The organism is Pseudomonas sp. O39, assembly GCF_045447295.1.
Taxonomy (GTDB): Bacteria; Pseudomonadota; Gammaproteobacteria; order Pseudomonadales; family Pseudomonadaceae; genus Aquipseudomonas; species Aquipseudomonas antarctica_A.
Window position 1 is genome coordinate 26,445 of record NZ_JBJGXV010000008.1, and the last position, 15,139, is coordinate 41,583.

The 15,139-nt window shown below is 62.6% G+C and carries 12 protein-coding genes; 9 read left to right on the forward strand and 3 right to left on the reverse strand.

The window, feature by feature from the left end:
* Positions 1-2 precede the first annotated feature (2 nt).
* The 9 genes from ACI77D_RS13380 to ACI77D_RS13420 all read left to right on the forward strand — a co-directional run bounded on the left by ACI77D_RS13380 (position 3) and on the right by ACI77D_RS13420 (position 13,205).
* Complete coding sequence (locus ACI77D_RS13380) at positions 3-935, forward strand: DUF58 domain-containing protein (protein WP_407016742.1); 933 nt, start codon at positions 3-5, stop codon at positions 933-935.
* Positions 932-1,426: a DUF4381 domain-containing protein gene (locus ACI77D_RS13385; protein ID WP_064452692.1), complete on the forward strand. Its 495-nt coding sequence runs from the start codon at positions 932-934 to the stop codon at positions 1,424-1,426. The genes ACI77D_RS13380 and ACI77D_RS13385 overlap by 4 nt, the downstream gene beginning before the upstream one ends.
* Entirely contained in the window at positions 1,419-2,507 is a 1,089-nt protein-coding gene (locus ACI77D_RS13390) for a vWA domain-containing protein (RefSeq protein WP_407016743.1), read from the forward strand. Before ACI77D_RS13385 ends, ACI77D_RS13390 begins: the two co-directional genes overlap by 8 nt.
* Entirely contained in the window at positions 2,504-4,243 is a 1,740-nt protein-coding gene (locus ACI77D_RS13395) for a tetratricopeptide repeat protein (protein ID WP_407016744.1), read from the forward strand. Before ACI77D_RS13390 ends, ACI77D_RS13395 begins: the two co-directional genes overlap by 4 nt.
* Complete coding sequence (locus ACI77D_RS13400) at positions 4,240-5,880, forward strand: BatD family protein (RefSeq protein WP_262664955.1); 1,641 nt, start codon at positions 4,240-4,242, stop codon at positions 5,878-5,880. The genes ACI77D_RS13395 and ACI77D_RS13400 overlap by 4 nt, the downstream gene beginning before the upstream one ends.
* Before the next feature lie 1,385 nt (positions 5,881-7,265).
* Complete coding sequence (locus ACI77D_RS13405; protein WP_407016745.1) at positions 7,266-7,565, forward strand: DUF6124 family protein; 300 nt, start codon at positions 7,266-7,268, stop codon at positions 7,563-7,565.
* 173 nt (positions 7,566-7,738) lie between these two features.
* Positions 7,739-8,980: an exonuclease SbcCD subunit D C-terminal domain-containing protein gene (locus tag ACI77D_RS13410; RefSeq protein ID WP_407016747.1), complete on the forward strand. Its 1,242-nt coding sequence runs from the start codon at positions 7,739-7,741 to the stop codon at positions 8,978-8,980.
* The gene (locus ACI77D_RS13415) at positions 8,977-12,615 is read left to right on the forward strand and encodes an AAA family ATPase (protein ID WP_407016749.1); all 3,639 of its coding nucleotides are present in this window, start codon (positions 8,977-8,979) and stop codon (positions 12,613-12,615) included. Before ACI77D_RS13410 ends, ACI77D_RS13415 begins: the two co-directional genes overlap by 4 nt.
* Positions 12,612-13,205, forward strand: a complete 594-nt coding sequence (locus ACI77D_RS13420; RefSeq protein ID WP_407016751.1) for a glutathione S-transferase — start codon at positions 12,612-12,614, stop codon at positions 13,203-13,205. The genes ACI77D_RS13415 and ACI77D_RS13420 overlap by 4 nt, the downstream gene beginning before the upstream one ends.
* A gap of 126 nt (positions 13,206-13,331) precedes the next feature.
* Here ACI77D_RS13420 and ACI77D_RS13425 read toward each other — a convergent pair whose 3' ends face one another.
* From ACI77D_RS13425 to ACI77D_RS13435, 3 genes are all read right to left on the reverse strand, one after another.
* Complete coding sequence (locus ACI77D_RS13425) at positions 13,332-13,511, reverse strand: hypothetical protein (protein ID WP_064452699.1); 180 nt, start codon at positions 13,509-13,511, stop codon at positions 13,332-13,334.
* Between the two features lie 156 nt (positions 13,512-13,667).
* On the reverse strand, positions 13,668-14,843 hold the full coding sequence (locus ACI77D_RS13430; RefSeq protein WP_407016753.1) for a lactonase family protein: 1,176 nt from the start codon (positions 14,841-14,843) through the stop codon (positions 13,668-13,670).
* On the reverse strand, positions 14,830-15,120 hold the full coding sequence (locus ACI77D_RS13435; RefSeq protein WP_407016755.1) for a DUF5629 family protein: 291 nt from the start codon (positions 15,118-15,120) through the stop codon (positions 14,830-14,832). The genes ACI77D_RS13430 and ACI77D_RS13435 overlap by 14 nt, the downstream gene beginning before the upstream one ends.
* Positions 15,121-15,139: the final 19 nt, after the last annotated feature.

Genomic DNA, 15,139 nt, shown 5'->3' on the forward strand with positions numbered 1-15,139 from the left:
CCATGAATGCCAGCGATGGAATCCGCGTCACGCTCAGCGAATTGATTGAGATGCGCCACCGTGTGCGCGAAGTGCAGTTGTTTTCCACGCCGAGCCAGCGCAGCCCGTTGATCGGCCTGCACCATTCCAAGTTGCGCGGGCGTGGCGTGGACTTTGACCAGGTGCGCGTGTACCAGGCCGGGGACGATGTGCGCACCATCGATTGGCGTGTGACGGCGCGTACCCAGGAACCGCATACCAAACTGTTCCACGAAGAACGCGAGCGACCGATTTTCATCATGGTCGAGCAAAGCTGCCGGCTGTTTTTCGGTTCCGGCCAGATGTTCAAGTCGGTAATGGCCGCGCAAGCCGCCAGCCTGATCGGCTGGGCAGCCCTGGGGCATAACGACCGCGTTGGCGGGCTGGTCTTCGGCGACAGCGAACACTACGAAATCAAGCCCCGGCGCAGCAAGCAAAGCCTGCTGCAACTGCTCAACCGCCTGGTGCGGGTCAACCAGAGCCTCAATACCGAAAGCCGACCCGAAGCGGACGCCCTCGGCATGGCCTTGCGCCGTGGCCGCGAAGTGTTGCGCCCGGGCAGCCTGGTGATTGTGATCTGCGATGAACGCGCGCTCACCGAAGGTGCCGAACAGCAGCTGAGCCTGCTGTCTCGGCATTGCGACCTCTTGCTGCTGCCCATCTCCGACCCGCTGGACCACGCCTTGCCCGCGGCGGGGTTGTTGCGCTTTGCCGAACGCGGCGCGCAGTTGGAAATGGACACGCTTAACTTCGACTTACGCCAGGCCTACAAGGCCCAGGCCGAAGCGCGCATCGCCCGCTGGGAACTGCTCGCACAGAAACTGCGGATTCTATTGATGCCCTTGAGTACCCAGAGCGAAATGGTCGAGCAGCTGCGCGAATACCTCAACCCGCAACGCCCGGTTAAAAAGCAATGAGCAGCCTCGACCAACTGCAACCCCTGATCGCCCCGCCGGCCATTGGCTTCTGGCCCCCTGCGCCGGGCTGGTGGCTGTTGCTGCTGGTAATTCCGCTGTGCGCCTGGGGGTTGTGGTGGCTGCGCCGTTTCCTGCCGGCGCGCCGCCCGGTCGCGCGTGCCGAACAACCGCTGGACCCACTGCGCATCACCGCCCTGGCAGAGCTTGCGCTGATGCCAAAACCCTACGACGGCGCCCCCGCCGGCGCCTGGCTGCAACAGCTCAACGGCTTGCTCAAGCGCCTGTGCCGCAACGACTACCCCTACAGCCAGAGCCACACCCTCAACGGCCGCAAATGGCTGGCGTTCCTCGACAACCGCTGCCCTGCTGCCGGCCTGACCCGCTGGATGGTGCTGGTGGAAGGCGCCTACAAACCCGAATGCAAACTCGACGACAAGGCCATCGCCGGCCTGACCCAAGCCGTCGACACCTGGATTCGCAAACATGTTTGAGTTCGCCTGGCCGTGGATCTTCGCCCTGTTGCCATTGCCCTGGCTGATGCGGCTGATCCTGCCCGTGGCCGACAGCGGCGAGCCCGCCCTGAAAGTCAGCTACCTCGCCGACCTCGAAGGCCTGGCCCGTCGTCGCGCGCGCGTCAACCTGCCGGGCTGGCGCCAGCAGGCGCCGTTCGTGGTGCTGTGGCTGCTGCTGTTGAGCGCCGCCGCCCGCCCGGAATGGCTCGGCGAACCGCTGCCGATTGCCGCCAGCGGCCGCGACTTGCTGGTGGCGGTGGACGTGTCCGGCTCCATGGACTTCCCGGATATGCACTGGCAAGACGATGACGTCAGCCGCCTGAGCCTGGTCCAACACCTGCTCGGGGACTTCCTGGAAAGCCGCGAAGGCGACCGCGTCGGCCTGATCCTGTTTGGCAGCCAGGCCTACCTGCAAGCGCCGCTGACCTTCGACCGGCGCACCGTGCGCACCTGGCTGGACGAAGCGCGCATCGGCATTGCCGGCAAGAACACCGCCATCGGTGATGCGATTGGCCTGGCCCTGAAACGCCTGCGCCAGCGCCCGGCGCAAAGCCGCGTGCTGATCCTAGTCACCGATGGCGCCAACAACGCCGGGCAAATCGACCCGTTGACCGCCGCACGCCTGGCCGCTGAAGAAGGCTTGAAAATCTACCCCATCGGCATTGGCGCCGACCCCGAGCAAACCGGCTCCCTGGGCATCCTCGGCGTCAACCCGAGCCTCGACCTCGACGAACCCGCGTTGAAGGCGATTGCCGACGCTACCGGTGGCCGCTACTTCCGCGCCCGCGACGGCAACGAGCTGCAAAAGATCAAGGACACCCTCGATCAGCTTGAGCCTGTTGCGCAACAACCGACACAAGCCCGCCCGGCCCAGGCGCTTTACAGTGCGCCATTGGCCCTGGCGTTGATCCTGAGCATGTTGCTGGTGGTCCAGGAACGCTGGCCCAACAACGCGCTGCAACGCTTACTCAATAAACTCTCGACCAAGGGCATTTTCCTGCAACAGCACCCCGAATGGCGCCAACGCCTCAAACGCCTGCGTTTGCGGAGGCGTCGATGATCGACCTGTGGCCGCACTGGTTCCGTCCCTGGTGGCTGTTGTTGTTGCCGCTGCTCGGCTGGCTGCTGTGGCAGCTTTGGCATCGGCAAAAACGCGCCGGGCGCTGGCAGATGATCCTGCCACCGGCCTTTCATGCGGTGTTGCTCAGTGGTGGCAACGGTCGCGAAAGCAAATCGCCGTGGGTGCTGCTGGGTGTCGGCTGGCTACTGGCCGTGTTGGCCTTGTTGGGTCCCAGCTGGCAAAGGGTTGAACAGTCCAGCCAGAAACCCTCCGACCCGGTCGTGGTGCTGCTGGAATTGACCCCGGAAATGCTCGCCACCGACAGCCCGCCCAATCGCCTGGAGCAAGCGCGGCGCAAGCTGTATGACTTGCTGCAAGCACGCGACAATGCGCCGACCGCAATCGTCGTGTATGCCGGTAGCGCCCACACCCTGGTGCCGCTGTCGGATGACCTGGCCACCAGCCGTAACCTGCTCGAGGCCCTGCGCCCTTCGATCATGCCCGAGCCCGGCCATCGCGCCGACCTGGCAGTGGCAAAGGCCCTGGGTTTGCTCAAACAGGGCGGCCTCGGTCAGGGGCGCCTGTTGCTGGTGGGCTCGTCGCTGTCGAAACAGGAACGCCAAGGCATTCGGCTGCAGCTGCAAGGTGGGCAGGCGCCAACGCTGTCGATCCTCGGCATCGGCAGCCGTGAAGGCACACCGGTGACCCAGGAAAGCGGCGAGTTCCTCAAGGACGACCAAGGCGCGATCCTGGTGCCGCGCCTCGACAGCCCAACCCTCAAGGCCTTCGCCAGTGAAATGGGCGGCCGTTACCGCGCCGCACGCCTGGACGACAAAGACCTGCGTCAACTCAACCTGCTCGACGGCCCGCAAACCCTGCGCAACGATGGCCAACTGTTGCACCTCGACGCCTGGGCCGACCAGGGCTACTGGCTGCTCCTGCCGCTGTTGCTCCTCGCTGCCTGCGCCGGGCGCCGTGGCTGGCTGTTTTGTTTGCCTTTGCTGTTACTCGGGGCGCCGCAACCAAGTTACGCCTTTGAACTTCAGGACCTGTGGCTGCGCCCCGACCAGCAGGGCCAGTACTTGCTCAAGCACAAGCGCCCCGCCGAAGCGGCCGAGCGCTTCGAGGACCCGCAATGGCAAGGCGTGGCGCTGTACGAGGCCGGTAACTATGCCGAGGCTATCAAGCGTTTTGCCCAAGGCAATGACGCCTACTCCCACTACAATCGTGGTAACGCCCTGGCGAAATCCGGCGAACTGGAAGCGGCCATCGACGCCTACGAACAGGCGCTGGAGGCCCAGCCCGACCTGCAACCGGCGCTCAAAAACAAAGCCTTGGTGGAAAGCGTGATGCAGCAACAAGCACAGCCCGAACCGACCAAGCCGGCAAAAAGCGAAGATGACGAAACCACCCAACCCGGCCAAACTGCGCAACCGGGCAATACCGGGCAAAGTGCCACGGGTGGCGAACAATCGCCCCAGGGCCAGGGTGAGACCGGCACCGGCGAGAGCAAATCAGGCACTGCGCCAAAAACCGGCGGCAACGACGTACCGGGCAGCGAGTTAGGGGATGAGCAAACCACCACCCCGCCCTTGCGCCCTGCCGATGCCAGCATTGACGGCGAGCATCGCCAGGCCCTGGAGCAATGGCTGCAGGAGATCCCGGACAACCCCGGCGAACTGCTGCGCCGCAAATTCTGGTACGAACAGCAACAACATCAGGACAAGACTCGATGAGCCGCCGCACCACCCTTCTGCTCCTGCTTGCGTTGTCGGCAGGCCACGCCCAGGCGGCGAACCTCGTCGCCAGCGTCGACCGCAGCCGCGTCAATTCCGGGGAAACGGTGGAACTGACGGTGGAGTCCAGCGACGTCACCCAATTCGGCAAACCCGACCTGTCGCCCCTCGACGCACAGTTCGAAGTCAGCGGCACCCGCCAGATCAACCAGCTCACCACCCTGGGCGGCGATAACCACGCCACCACGCGCTGGATCATCACCCTGCTGCCCAAGGAAAACGGCACCGTGGTGATTCCGCCGCTGCAAGTCGGTGAACTCAAGACCCAGCCGATCAGCCTGCAAGTGGTCGAAACGGCCAGCCAGAACACCAGCGCCGAACTGGCCCCGGTGTTCATCGAAACCAACCTCGACCAAACCAGCGTGTACGTCCAGGCCCAGGCCCTGTTGACCGTGCGCGTTTATCATTCGGTGTCGCTGTATGACGACAGCAGCCTGACCCCGTTGCAGATTCCCGATGCACGCATCGAGCAGTTGGGTGAGTCGCGCACCTACGAGAAAGTCATCAACAGCATTCGCCATGGCGTGATCGAAACCCGCTACGCGATCTACCCGCAGCACAGCGGCGCATTGATGATTCCGGCGCAGACCTTCAGTGCGACCCTGGTGGAATCGCGCCCGCCCCAAGAGAACACGCTGCAAGGCACCAAACCGGGCAAGTTGATTCACGTCAGCTCGGCCGAGTTGCCGTTGACGGTCAAACCCAAGCCGGAATTCTACCCGGCCGATGCGCCCTGGTTGCCTGCGCGCAGCCTGAACCTGAGCGAAGCCTGGAACCCCGCGCCTGATCACGTGCAAGTCGGCGACTCCTTGACCCGCAGCCTCACAGTCAAGGCCGAGGGCCTTTCCAGCGCGCAACTGCCGGCGCTGCCCAGCACCGACATCAACGGCCTGCGCCGCTACCCCGACCAACCGGTGCTCGCCAACCAGAGCAACGACCACGGCCTGACAGGCAGCCGCGAAGACCGCGAAGCGCTGGTGCCGACCCGCGCCGGCGCCGTCGAACTGCCGGCCGTGGAAGTGGTGTGGTGGAACACCCACGAAGACCACCTCGAACGCACCAGCCTGCCCGCGCGCACCCTGCAAGTGGCGACCAACCCGAGCCTGGTGGTGGACACCCCCGCCACGCCGACGGTAATTACTGCGCCAGACGATGACCGCCTGTGGCTGTGGCAACTGAGCACACTGATCTTCGTATGCACCACACTGCTGGGCTTCGGCCTGTGGTGGCGTGCGCGTCGGCAACCGGCCGTGCAACGTGCCGCGCAAACCGGCCCAAGCCCGCGCACACTGCTCGACGACCTCAAGCGCGCCACCCAGGCCAACGACCCGCAGGCCACGCGCCAGGCACTGGACGCCTGGGCGCGGCAACAGCCGGAAACCCTGGCGGATATGGCCGCGCGGTTTGTGCCATTGTCGGATGCGCTGGATGGTCTGAACGGCGCGCTGTACAGCGAAAGCGGCCAATATTGGCTGGGCGAAGACTTGTGGCGCGCGATAAAAGCCATTCCTACGGCTGAACGCGAACAAGACCCGGCGACGGATACCACCAGCCTGCCGCCGCTGTATCCCAAGTAAATCCCGGGCTGCCTCACCCCACAAAGCCTATGTGGGAACTGGCTTGTGTGGGAGCCGGGCTTGCCCGCGCTGCAGGCACCTCGCTGTTTCAGATGTTCCGAGGTGATGCCATCGCAGGCAAGCCAGCTCCCACAGAAAAGCGCAGCGCCACGGCCTGGCAGATAAACTCGGTCAAACTGTGGGAGCCGGGCTTGCCCGCGATGGCATCAACTGCTTATACCTGATGTACCGAGGTGCCTGCATCGCAGGCAAGCCAGCTCCCACAGAAAAGCGCAGCGCCGCGCCTGGCAGCTAAACTCGGTCAAACTGTGGGAGCGGGCTTGCTCGCGATGACATCAACGGCTTATGCCTGATGTACCGAGGTGTCTGCATCGCAGGCAAGCCAGCTCCCACAGAAAAGCGCAGCGCCTCGGCCTGGTAGCTAAACTCGGTCAAATTGTGGGAGCAGGCTTGCCTGCGATGGCATCAACGGCTTATGCCTGATGTACCGAGGTGTCTGCATCGCAGGCAAGCCAGCTCCCACAGAAAAGCGCAGCGCCACGGCCTGGTAGCTAAACTCGGTCAAATTGTGGGAGCGGGCTTGCTCGCGAATGCGGTGGTTCAGTTACAAATGTGCTGACTGACCCACCGCTTTCGCGAGCAAGCCCGCTCGCACATTTGGATCTCATTACATCAGGTGGATGCTGTGTTGCACTGCTTCTGCTCTGCTTTTGCTTCAACCACTCAGGTCGGCTACCAGGCCGCCGTGCTCTGCTGTTGATCTTGATCTGAGAGGCCCCGTTAACCACGCTGGCCGAACGCAGGCTTGAATCCGTGGGTAACCCGGCAGGACGCCGGGTTAGCCGCACTGGGCCAGGGATGGCCCATTGCGGCGGCCCACGGATTCAAGCCGGAGTGCGGGCATGCCGAGCCTAAGCGAGGCACCAAGTGGTGGGGCAAAGCGTTTTTTGGTTACTTTTTTAGGCGCTTTGTAAAAAAGTGACCCGCCGTAAGGGCGGAACCCTAAGCAGCCGTTACCGCAGCAACGGATATGTACTCATATCTACCTAAACGCCTGATCGACATGCATTGTTAAAGGCCAGCAATCCATATCCCTTTAATTTGCGGGAAGTTTCCTAGACAATCCTTCGGCCTTGCGCCTGCTCACTCCACTGGCTAGCCTTCGCTCCGTCGCTGCATATCAGCGATCAGGGGTGAGATCCTGTGATGTGATTAGGTACCAAGTGCCACAACCGCGAGCAACATGCTCTATGGCGGCTGTGTGCGGGCAGACTTCGGTCTGACCGGGTGTACCTGACCGGCAATCTCACCCCGCACATAGCTGCCACCTTTTGACGAGTGAGATCGGCAAGAGAATGGCTCCAGATCTTTCAGGAGATTCATTCATGCATAAAATCGTCCCAGACCCACCCCGCTTCACCCTCGACCGCGAAATCTTCGAGCGCGCCCTGAGCCACTACCTACAACCCGACTCACCGCCGTCCTTCACCGTGCACCACGACCTCAGCTTCGAAGACGCCCTCGCCCAAATCTGCGACTTGCTGCGCTGTGCAGCCGCCACCGCAGCCGTTTCCAGCCAAGGGTTGAGCGGCGATCAACGCCACATCGCCGGTGCCACCGAGCACCTGATCAACAGCGCCAAAACCCTCGCCGACCGCGCGCTGGACTGCCTGCACGCCGCATGACCCCTGTTGGAGCTGGCTTGCCTGCGATACAGACACCTCGGTCTTTCTGTCACACCGAGGTGATGCCATCGCAGGCAAGCCAGCTCCCACAGTTGATCTGGGTCAGCCGCGGGCACGGTGTGGGCTTTTACAGGTAAACTCCCCTCCTTTTCATCTTCTCCACGGAGTTCGCCTTGCGTCTGTTCCACACCTCCGACTGGCACCTCGGCCAAAACCTGCATGGCCAGGAACGCGACTTCGAACACGCCTGTTTTCTCGAGTGGCTGCTGGGTCAATTAAAAGCCGAGCAGCCGGATGTGTTGCTGATCGCCGGGGACATCTTCGACACGGTCAACCCGCCGCTCAAGGCCCAGGAGCGTCTGTATGACTTCATCATCAGCGCCCACGAACAAAACCCGACACTCACGATTGTGATGATCGCCGGCAACCACGACTCCGGCTCGCGTATCGAGTTGCCGGCGCCGTTGATGCGCCGTTTGCGCACCCATGCCCTGGGGCGGGTGCTGTGGCTGGATGATGGCCAACTGGATGCCGACCGGTTGCTGATCCCGCTGCCTGACGCCAAAGGCAAGATCGCCGCCTGGTGCCTGGCGCTGCCATTTTTGCGCCCGGCGGAAGTCACCGGCGCGCACTTGGGCGACGACTACCTGCGCGGCATCGGCCAGGTACATGAATGGCTGATCGCCGCCGCCAATGCCAAACGCAAAAAAGGCCAGGCGCTGATTGCCATCAGCCACGCGCACATGGCGGGTGGTTCGGTGTCGGAAGACTCCGAGCGCAGCCTGATCATCGGCAATGCCGAGGCACTGCCCGCCAGCCTGTTCGATGCCAGCGTGAGTTATGTAGCCCTCGGCCACTTGCACAAGCCGCAGCGGGTAAATGGCGAGGACCGGATTCGCTACAGTGGCTCGCCGATCCCCTTGTCGTTTTCCGAAATCGGCTACAAGCACCAAATTCTCGACGTGACCTTTCAGGGCCAGTGCCTGGTGAGTGTCGAGCCGCGCCTGATTCCGCGTTCGGTCAACCTGCAACGCCTGGAAGCCGCGCCACTGGCAGATATCCTCAAGCAATTGGCGGACCTGCCCGACATCGACCTGCTCGCCGAAACCCAGCGCCACCCATGGCTGGAAGTGCGCGTGCGCCTCGATGAGCCGCAACCGGACCTGCGCCAGCAAATCGAAACCGCCCTGCAAGGCAAGGCCGTGCGCCTGGTGCGCATTGCCGCCGAATATGCCGGCAAACGCGGCAGTGACGAGACTGACGACGAGCGCCTGATCGAACTCGACCAGCTCACGCCCCAAGAGCTGTTCAGCCGCGCGTGGCAGGACAGCTATGGCAGTGAAGTGGATGAACAGACCTTGAAGGACTTCGCCGTGCTGCTCCAGGAAGTGCAACAGGAGGGCGAACAGCCATGAAGATCCTCGCCATCCGCCTGAAAAACCTCGCCTCCCTGGCTGGCCCGTTTGAAATCGACTTTACCGCCGAGCCCTTGGCCAGCGCCGGGTTGTTCGCCATCACCGGGCCGACCGGCGCGGGCAAAAGTACCTTGCTGGATGCCTTGTGCCTGGCGCTGTTTGGCGCGGTGCCGCGCCTGGGCGATACCGGCCAGGCGAAAATGCCGGATACCGACAGCGATATTTCCATCGGCGACCCGCGCACCCTGCTGCGTCGCGGCACCGGCGGTGGCTATGCCGAGGTGGATTTTGTCGGCGTCAGCGGCCGTCGCTACCGTGCGCGCTGGGAAGCCAACCGCGCCCGTGACAAGGCCAGCGGCAAGTTGCAGAACAGCCGACAAAGCCTGATCGACCTGGACAGCGACCAACTGCTGGCCAGCCAGAAGACTGAATACAAAACCCAGCTGGAACTGGCCCTGGGCCTGAATTTCGAACAGTTCACCCGCGCGGTGTTGCTGGCGCAAAGCGAATTCAGTGCCTTCCTCAAGGCCAACGATAACGAGCGCAGCGAACTGCTGGAAAAGCTCACCGACACCGCGCTCTACACCCAGTTGGGCCGCCGCGCCTTCGACAAGGCCAAGGACGCCAAGGACGCGCATAAACAGCTGCAAGACCAGGCCACCGGCGTGGTGCCGTTGCCCGCCGAGGCCCGCGCCGAACTCGATCAACAGTTGACCGAGGCTCAGCAACAGCTCAAGACCCAACAGGCCCAGCTCAAGCAGTTGGAGCTGCAGCACACCTGGCTCAAGGAGCTGCGTGAGTGGCAGGAGCGCCAGCAACATGCAACAGAGCAACTGCAACGGGCGCAGGCGGATTGGGCAGGCCAGGGCCAGCAGCGCCAGGACCTGAGCCGCCTGGAGCAATTGGCACCGCAACGCCATCAGTTTGCGCGCCAGGCTGAACTCGCTACGTTACTTGCACCGCTCGCCGCGCAGATTCAGCAGCACCTCGCGCAGCAAACCACGCTGCAGGCGCGTCAGGAGCAGGCGCAACAGCAGCAGTCCGCCGCCCAGGCAGCCTTGGCTGACGCCCTGAAACAGCAGGCCGACGCCGTGCCCTTGTTGCGTCAGGCGTTCGAAGCACAGAGCACCCTCGCCCACCTGACCCAAGACCTGACCAAGCGCAGCGACGACAAACAGCAACAGGAAAGCGCCTGCCAAGAAGGCCAGGCCTTGCTCACCGGGTTGCTGGAGAAGCAAACCCAAGTCACCGAACGCCTGCAACGCCTGGCGGCCGAGCTGGAACGCAGTGCCACTCTGGCACCGCTGAGCGACGCCTGGAGCGCCTACCGCGACCGTCTGCAACAGCTGATGCTGATCGGCAACCGCCTCAACAAGGGCCAGAGCGAGCTGCCGCAACTCGAACAGTGCGCCACCGCCGCAGCCGACAAGTTCGCCCAACAACGCGACGCGCTGGACCTGCTGTATCAGGAAGCCGGTGCCGAGCCGCACGCGGTCGCAGAGCAGATTCAATTACTCGCCAGCCTGCTGCAAGACAACCGCAAGCAACAGCGCGCGTTCGAAGACCTCACGCGCCTGTGGGATAGCCAGCAACAGCTGGACCAACAGGCTGCTGCATTGACGCAAAAGCTCGCGGACGCCCAGCAGCAACGCGAACAACTGAACCAGACCGGCCTGCAGACCAAAGCCGAACTGACGGTGGCCGAACAAACCCTGACGGTGACCAAGCAACTGCTGGAACGCCAGCGCCTGGCCCGCAGTGCCAGCGTCGAGGAATTGCGCGAGCAGTTGCAGGACGACCAACCGTGCCCGGTGTGCGGCAGCCATGAGCATCCGTACCACCAGCCCGAAGCGTTGCTGCAAAGCCTTGGCCGTCATGATGAAAACGAAGAAGCGACGGCGCAGAAAGCGGTCGACACGCTCAAGGAAAAACTCACCGAGCTGCGTGGCGAAGTCGGCGGTTTGATCGCCCAGCAAAAGGAGTTCCTGCAGCAGCAGGAGCAACTGGCGACCCAGCAACAAGGCCTGACACCCAGCCTGCAAGCGCACCCATTGGCCGCCTCGTTGTTCAATCAGGACGCCGCCAAACGCAGCACCTGGCTGGCCCAGCAACTGGCGCAACTGACGCAAAGCATCAGCCAGGACGAACAACGCCAGGGCGCCCTGCTCAACCTTCAGCAAAATGCCGGGCGCTTGCAGCAACAACTGCAAGCCGCCCAGGACGCAAGCCAGCAAGCCCGCCAGTTGCTGGTGGACCAGCAGCGCGAACTGTCCAACGACCGCGAGCGCCTCGACGAAGAACTCCATGCCTTCGCCAGCCTGCTGCCCGCCGAAACCCTCGAAGGTCTGCGCCGTGAACCGGCGGCGACGTTTATGCAGTTGGACCAGCACGTCAGCCAACGCCTTGAGCAACTGGGCCACCAGCGCGATGAACTGGCCGAGCAGCATGAGCGCCAGCAGGCCATCGAGAAAGAACACACCCATCAGCAGCATCGCCAGCAGCAACTGGACGCCTTGCTCCAGCAGGTCACCGAGCTGTCTGCACGGCAACAGACCGCGCAGGCAACACTCAGCGCACTGCTCGGCGAGCACAGCAGTGCCGAACAGTGGCAACAGCAACTGGACCAGGCGGTGGCCCAGTCACGCCAAAGCGAGACCGATGCCAACCAACAGCTGCAAGAGATCCGCAACGCGCTGATTCAATTGGCCGCCGACCTCAAGGCGCAGCAGGATCGCCAACAGGCCTTGGCCGCCGAGCAGCACACCCTGGGCGAACGCCTGAGCGAATGGCGTGCCTTGCACCCCGACCTGCATGACGAAGGGCTCACGCGCTTGCTGGCCTTTGATGACAGCCACGTCAGCGCATTGCGCCAGCAGTTGCAGCACAGCGAAAAAGCCGTCGAACAAGCCAAGGTGCTGCTGCAGGAACGCGAACAACGCCTGGCTGAACACCAAGCATTGCACAACGGCAACCTGGCAGCCGAACAACTGGACGCTGCCCTGGCTGCGCTCAATCAGCAATTGGCCGAAGGTGAAAAAACCTGCGCGGAACTGCGTGCGCGCCAGTCCGAAGACCAGCGCCGCCAGGACGCCAACCACGTGTTGGCCGAGCATATCGCCAAGGCGTATGACGAGTGGCAGCGCTGGGCACGCCTGAATGCGCTGATCGGCTCGGCCACCGGCGACACCTTCCGCAAGATCGCCCAGGCCTACAACCTCGACCTGTTGGTGCACCACGCCAACGTGCAACTGCGCCAGTTGGTGCGCCGCTACCGCCTCAAGCGTGGCGGCAGCATGCTCGGCTTGCTGGTGATGGATACGGAGATGGGCGACGAATTGCGCTCGGTGCATTCGTTGTCCGGTGGCGAAACATTCCTGGTGTCACTGGCGCTGGCGTTGGGCCTGGCTTCGATGGCGTCGAGTACGTTGAAAATCGAGTCGCTGTTTATCGACGAAGGCTTTGGCAGCCTCGACCCGGAATCGCTGCAATTGGCCATGGACGCCTTGGACGGCCTGCAGGCACAGGGCCGCAAGGTGGCGGTGATCTCTCACGTGCAGGAAATGCACGAACGCATCCCGGTGCAGATCCAGGTCAAGCGCCAGGGCAATGGCTTGAGCACCCTGGAGGTCAAGTGAGCGAAGCGCTGCTGTATTCGTTTCGGCGCTGCCCGTATGCGATGCGGGCGCGCCTGGCGTTGCGCTACTCAGGCGTGCCTGTGCAGATCGTCGAGGTAAGCCTCAAGGCCAAGCCGGCCGAGATGCTCGCGCTGTCGCCCAAGGGCACGGTGCCGGTGCTCAGCGTGGGTGGCCGGGTGATCGAGGAAAGCCTGGAAATCATGCAATGGGCGTTGGCGCAGCATGATCCGGATGACTGGTTGCTAAAAGGCGACCCGAGGGTGCTGGACCTGATTACCGAGAACGATCAGGTCTTCAAACATCACTTGAATCGATACAAGTACGCCGAGCGCTACCCGGAGCAGCCGATGGAACATTACCGGGCCGAGGGCGAGGTGTTTTTACAGACGCTGGAAGGTTTGTTGGCGGGAAATGACTATTTGCTGGCCGAGCATTTGAGCCTGGCCGATGTGGCACTGGCGCCGTTTGTGCGCCAGTTTGCCCATGTGGATCGCGAGTGGTTTGCCGGGACGCCGTATCGCCAGTTACAAGCCTGGCTACAACGCTTTGTGGAATCGCCGCTGTTTATTGCGGTGATGGCAAAACCCTGAGCCCAACACAATCAAATGTGGGAGCTGGCTTGCCTGCGATGCCGACAACTCGGTCCAACTGATACACCGAGTTGATTTCATCGCAGGCAAGCCAGCTCCCACATTTGACCGTCGCTCAGCTCAAGCTCAGTGTTGAATCTTGTGATCCAGTGCGGCATAGAAGTTGGCGCTCTGTTGCAGGTATTTCTGGGTGTAGGCGCTGGTGCTGGATTTTTTGCCGGAGACTTCCACGCTGGCAGCGGCAGGCAATGCCACGGTGGCGGAAACAGCGGAAGCGGCGATAATCGAGAAGAGATTGAAGTTCATGTCGGTAACCCTTGTGTTCGTTTGATTGAGTGGCCGGGGAAGGCCTTGGAACCAAACTTACGCCCGAGGGCTAAACCTTAGAAATGCTTTGAAACAGTAGCCGCTATTAATAGAATTAATACACAGAGTCAGGCCCCGCACTGCGGGGCCTGTGGCTTATTGACGCACCAGGAACTTGAGGTCGCTGGGTGCATCGATCGGCAATTTCTGCACGGTTTTACCCAGCAGGCCGGTCTTGGGGTCACGTTCGACCACCACGATTTCATTGCTTTTCTGGTTGGCGATCAGCAGGAACTTGCCGCTCGGGTCCAGGCTGAACTCGCGTGGGTGGTCACCTTCGACGGAACGGCGCTGGAGTTCCTTGAGGTGCGCGGTAGCCGGGTCGATGCTGAATACCAGCATCTGGTTGGCCGTGCCGCGGTTGCTGACGTAAAGGAATTTGCCGTCACTTGAGGCGTGCAGTGCTGCGCCCGCCTTGTCGGACACCGGCTGCCCGGCAGCGAAATCCACCAGTTGGGTTTGGCTGAGCGTGCCGTCCTTGTAATCGAACACCGCCACCTGAGCGCTCATCTCGGTGGTCAGCCAGGCATGCTTGCCATCGGCACTGAACAGCAAGTGGCGTGGGCCGCTGCCCGGTGGCAATGGCACGGAGGCCGGGTTGGCCGCAGTGAGTGGCAGTTCATGGTTGGCCTTTGGGTCATAGTGGTAAACAAAAATCTTGTCTGCCCCCAAGTCCTGGACATACACGTATTTGCCATCCGGCGACGACACCACCGAATGCACGTGGTTGGAGGCCTGGCGCTCAGGGTTGACGCGGCTCGCCGGGTGCGCGCTCAACTGCACCGGCGCCGACAGCTTGCCATTGGCATCGACCGGCAGCACCGCCAGGCTACCGCCCGGGTCTTCCAGCACTGAATAGTTGGCGACGAACAGGTAGCGCCCGTCAGCAGCCAGGCTGGAATGGGTCGGCTCGTTGCCCAGGCTCTGCACCTGGTTGATCAGGGTGAGCTGATGGCTCTGCGGGTCAATGCTGTAGCTGCTGACGCGCCCGACCGGGTCTTTCTGGCCCGGGCCGTTCTCGTTGACCACAAACAGGTGCTTCTGGTCTTTGGAAACCGTCAGCCACGAGGGGTTGGCCGCCTTGGCCGCCAGCACCGGCTTGCCACTGAACTGCCCCGTACGGCTATCAAACTGCAGGCGGTAGATGCCTTCGCTGGTGCCGGCCGTGTAGCTGCCCACCAGCAGTTCATACGTGTCGACCGGCGCGGCTTGCACCGACATCGCACCCACACTGCCCGCCATCAGCAGGGGCCAGAATTTACGCATCATCATCCGCTTCATCCTCGTCGTTATTGTTGCCGGTGACGCCGCTCATGCAGACCAGGCGATGCTCGCCCGAGTCACCGGTAAGGGTCCAGCTTTGCAGGGTTTGATCAAAAACCGCCGCCTTGACTTGCTCCAGGCTGAAACTCCAGCGTTTCTCGGCACGACCGTCCATGCAAATGATCAGCAATTTTTGGTCGTCCAGGTTGAAATCAAAGGCGTGCAGGCCATCGATTTCCAGCATGTCGCTGGTGGCGAGGATGGTAGTCAGGTTGTCAGCAGTCATGGCAGTCAATCATTTTGCG

What these genes read in the sequence shown, in the direction of transcription:
- ACI77D_RS13425 (WP_064452699.1), bottom strand. Translation starts at nt 13,511, where the DNA reads ATGAACTTCAATCTCTTCTCGATTATCGCCGCTTCCGCTGTTTCCGCC.
- ACI77D_RS13395 (WP_407016744.1), top strand. Translation starts at nt 2,504, where the DNA reads ATGATCGACCTGTGGCCGCACTGGTTCCGTCCCTGGTGGCTGTTGTTG.
- ACI77D_RS13435 (WP_407016755.1), bottom strand. Translation starts at nt 15,120, where the DNA reads ATGACTGCTGACAACCTGACTACCATCCTCGCCACCAGCGACATGCTG.
- ACI77D_RS13385 (WP_064452692.1), top strand. Translation starts at nt 932, where the DNA reads ATGAGCAGCCTCGACCAACTGCAACCCCTGATCGCCCCGCCGGCCATT.
- ACI77D_RS13405 (WP_407016745.1), top strand. Translation starts at nt 7,266, where the DNA reads ATGCATAAAATCGTCCCAGACCCACCCCGCTTCACCCTCGACCGCGAA.
- ACI77D_RS13390 (WP_407016743.1), top strand. Translation starts at nt 1,419, where the DNA reads ATGTTTGAGTTCGCCTGGCCGTGGATCTTCGCCCTGTTGCCATTGCCC.
- ACI77D_RS13400 (WP_262664955.1), top strand. Translation starts at nt 4,240, where the DNA reads ATGAGCCGCCGCACCACCCTTCTGCTCCTGCTTGCGTTGTCGGCAGGC.
- ACI77D_RS13430 (WP_407016753.1), bottom strand. Translation starts at nt 14,843, where the DNA reads ATGATGATGCGTAAATTCTGGCCCCTGCTGATGGCGGGCAGTGTGGGT.
- ACI77D_RS13380 (WP_407016742.1), top strand. Translation starts at nt 3, where the DNA reads ATGAATGCCAGCGATGGAATCCGCGTCACGCTCAGCGAATTGATTGAG.
- ACI77D_RS13415 (WP_407016749.1), top strand. Translation starts at nt 8,977, where the DNA reads ATGAAGATCCTCGCCATCCGCCTGAAAAACCTCGCCTCCCTGGCTGGC.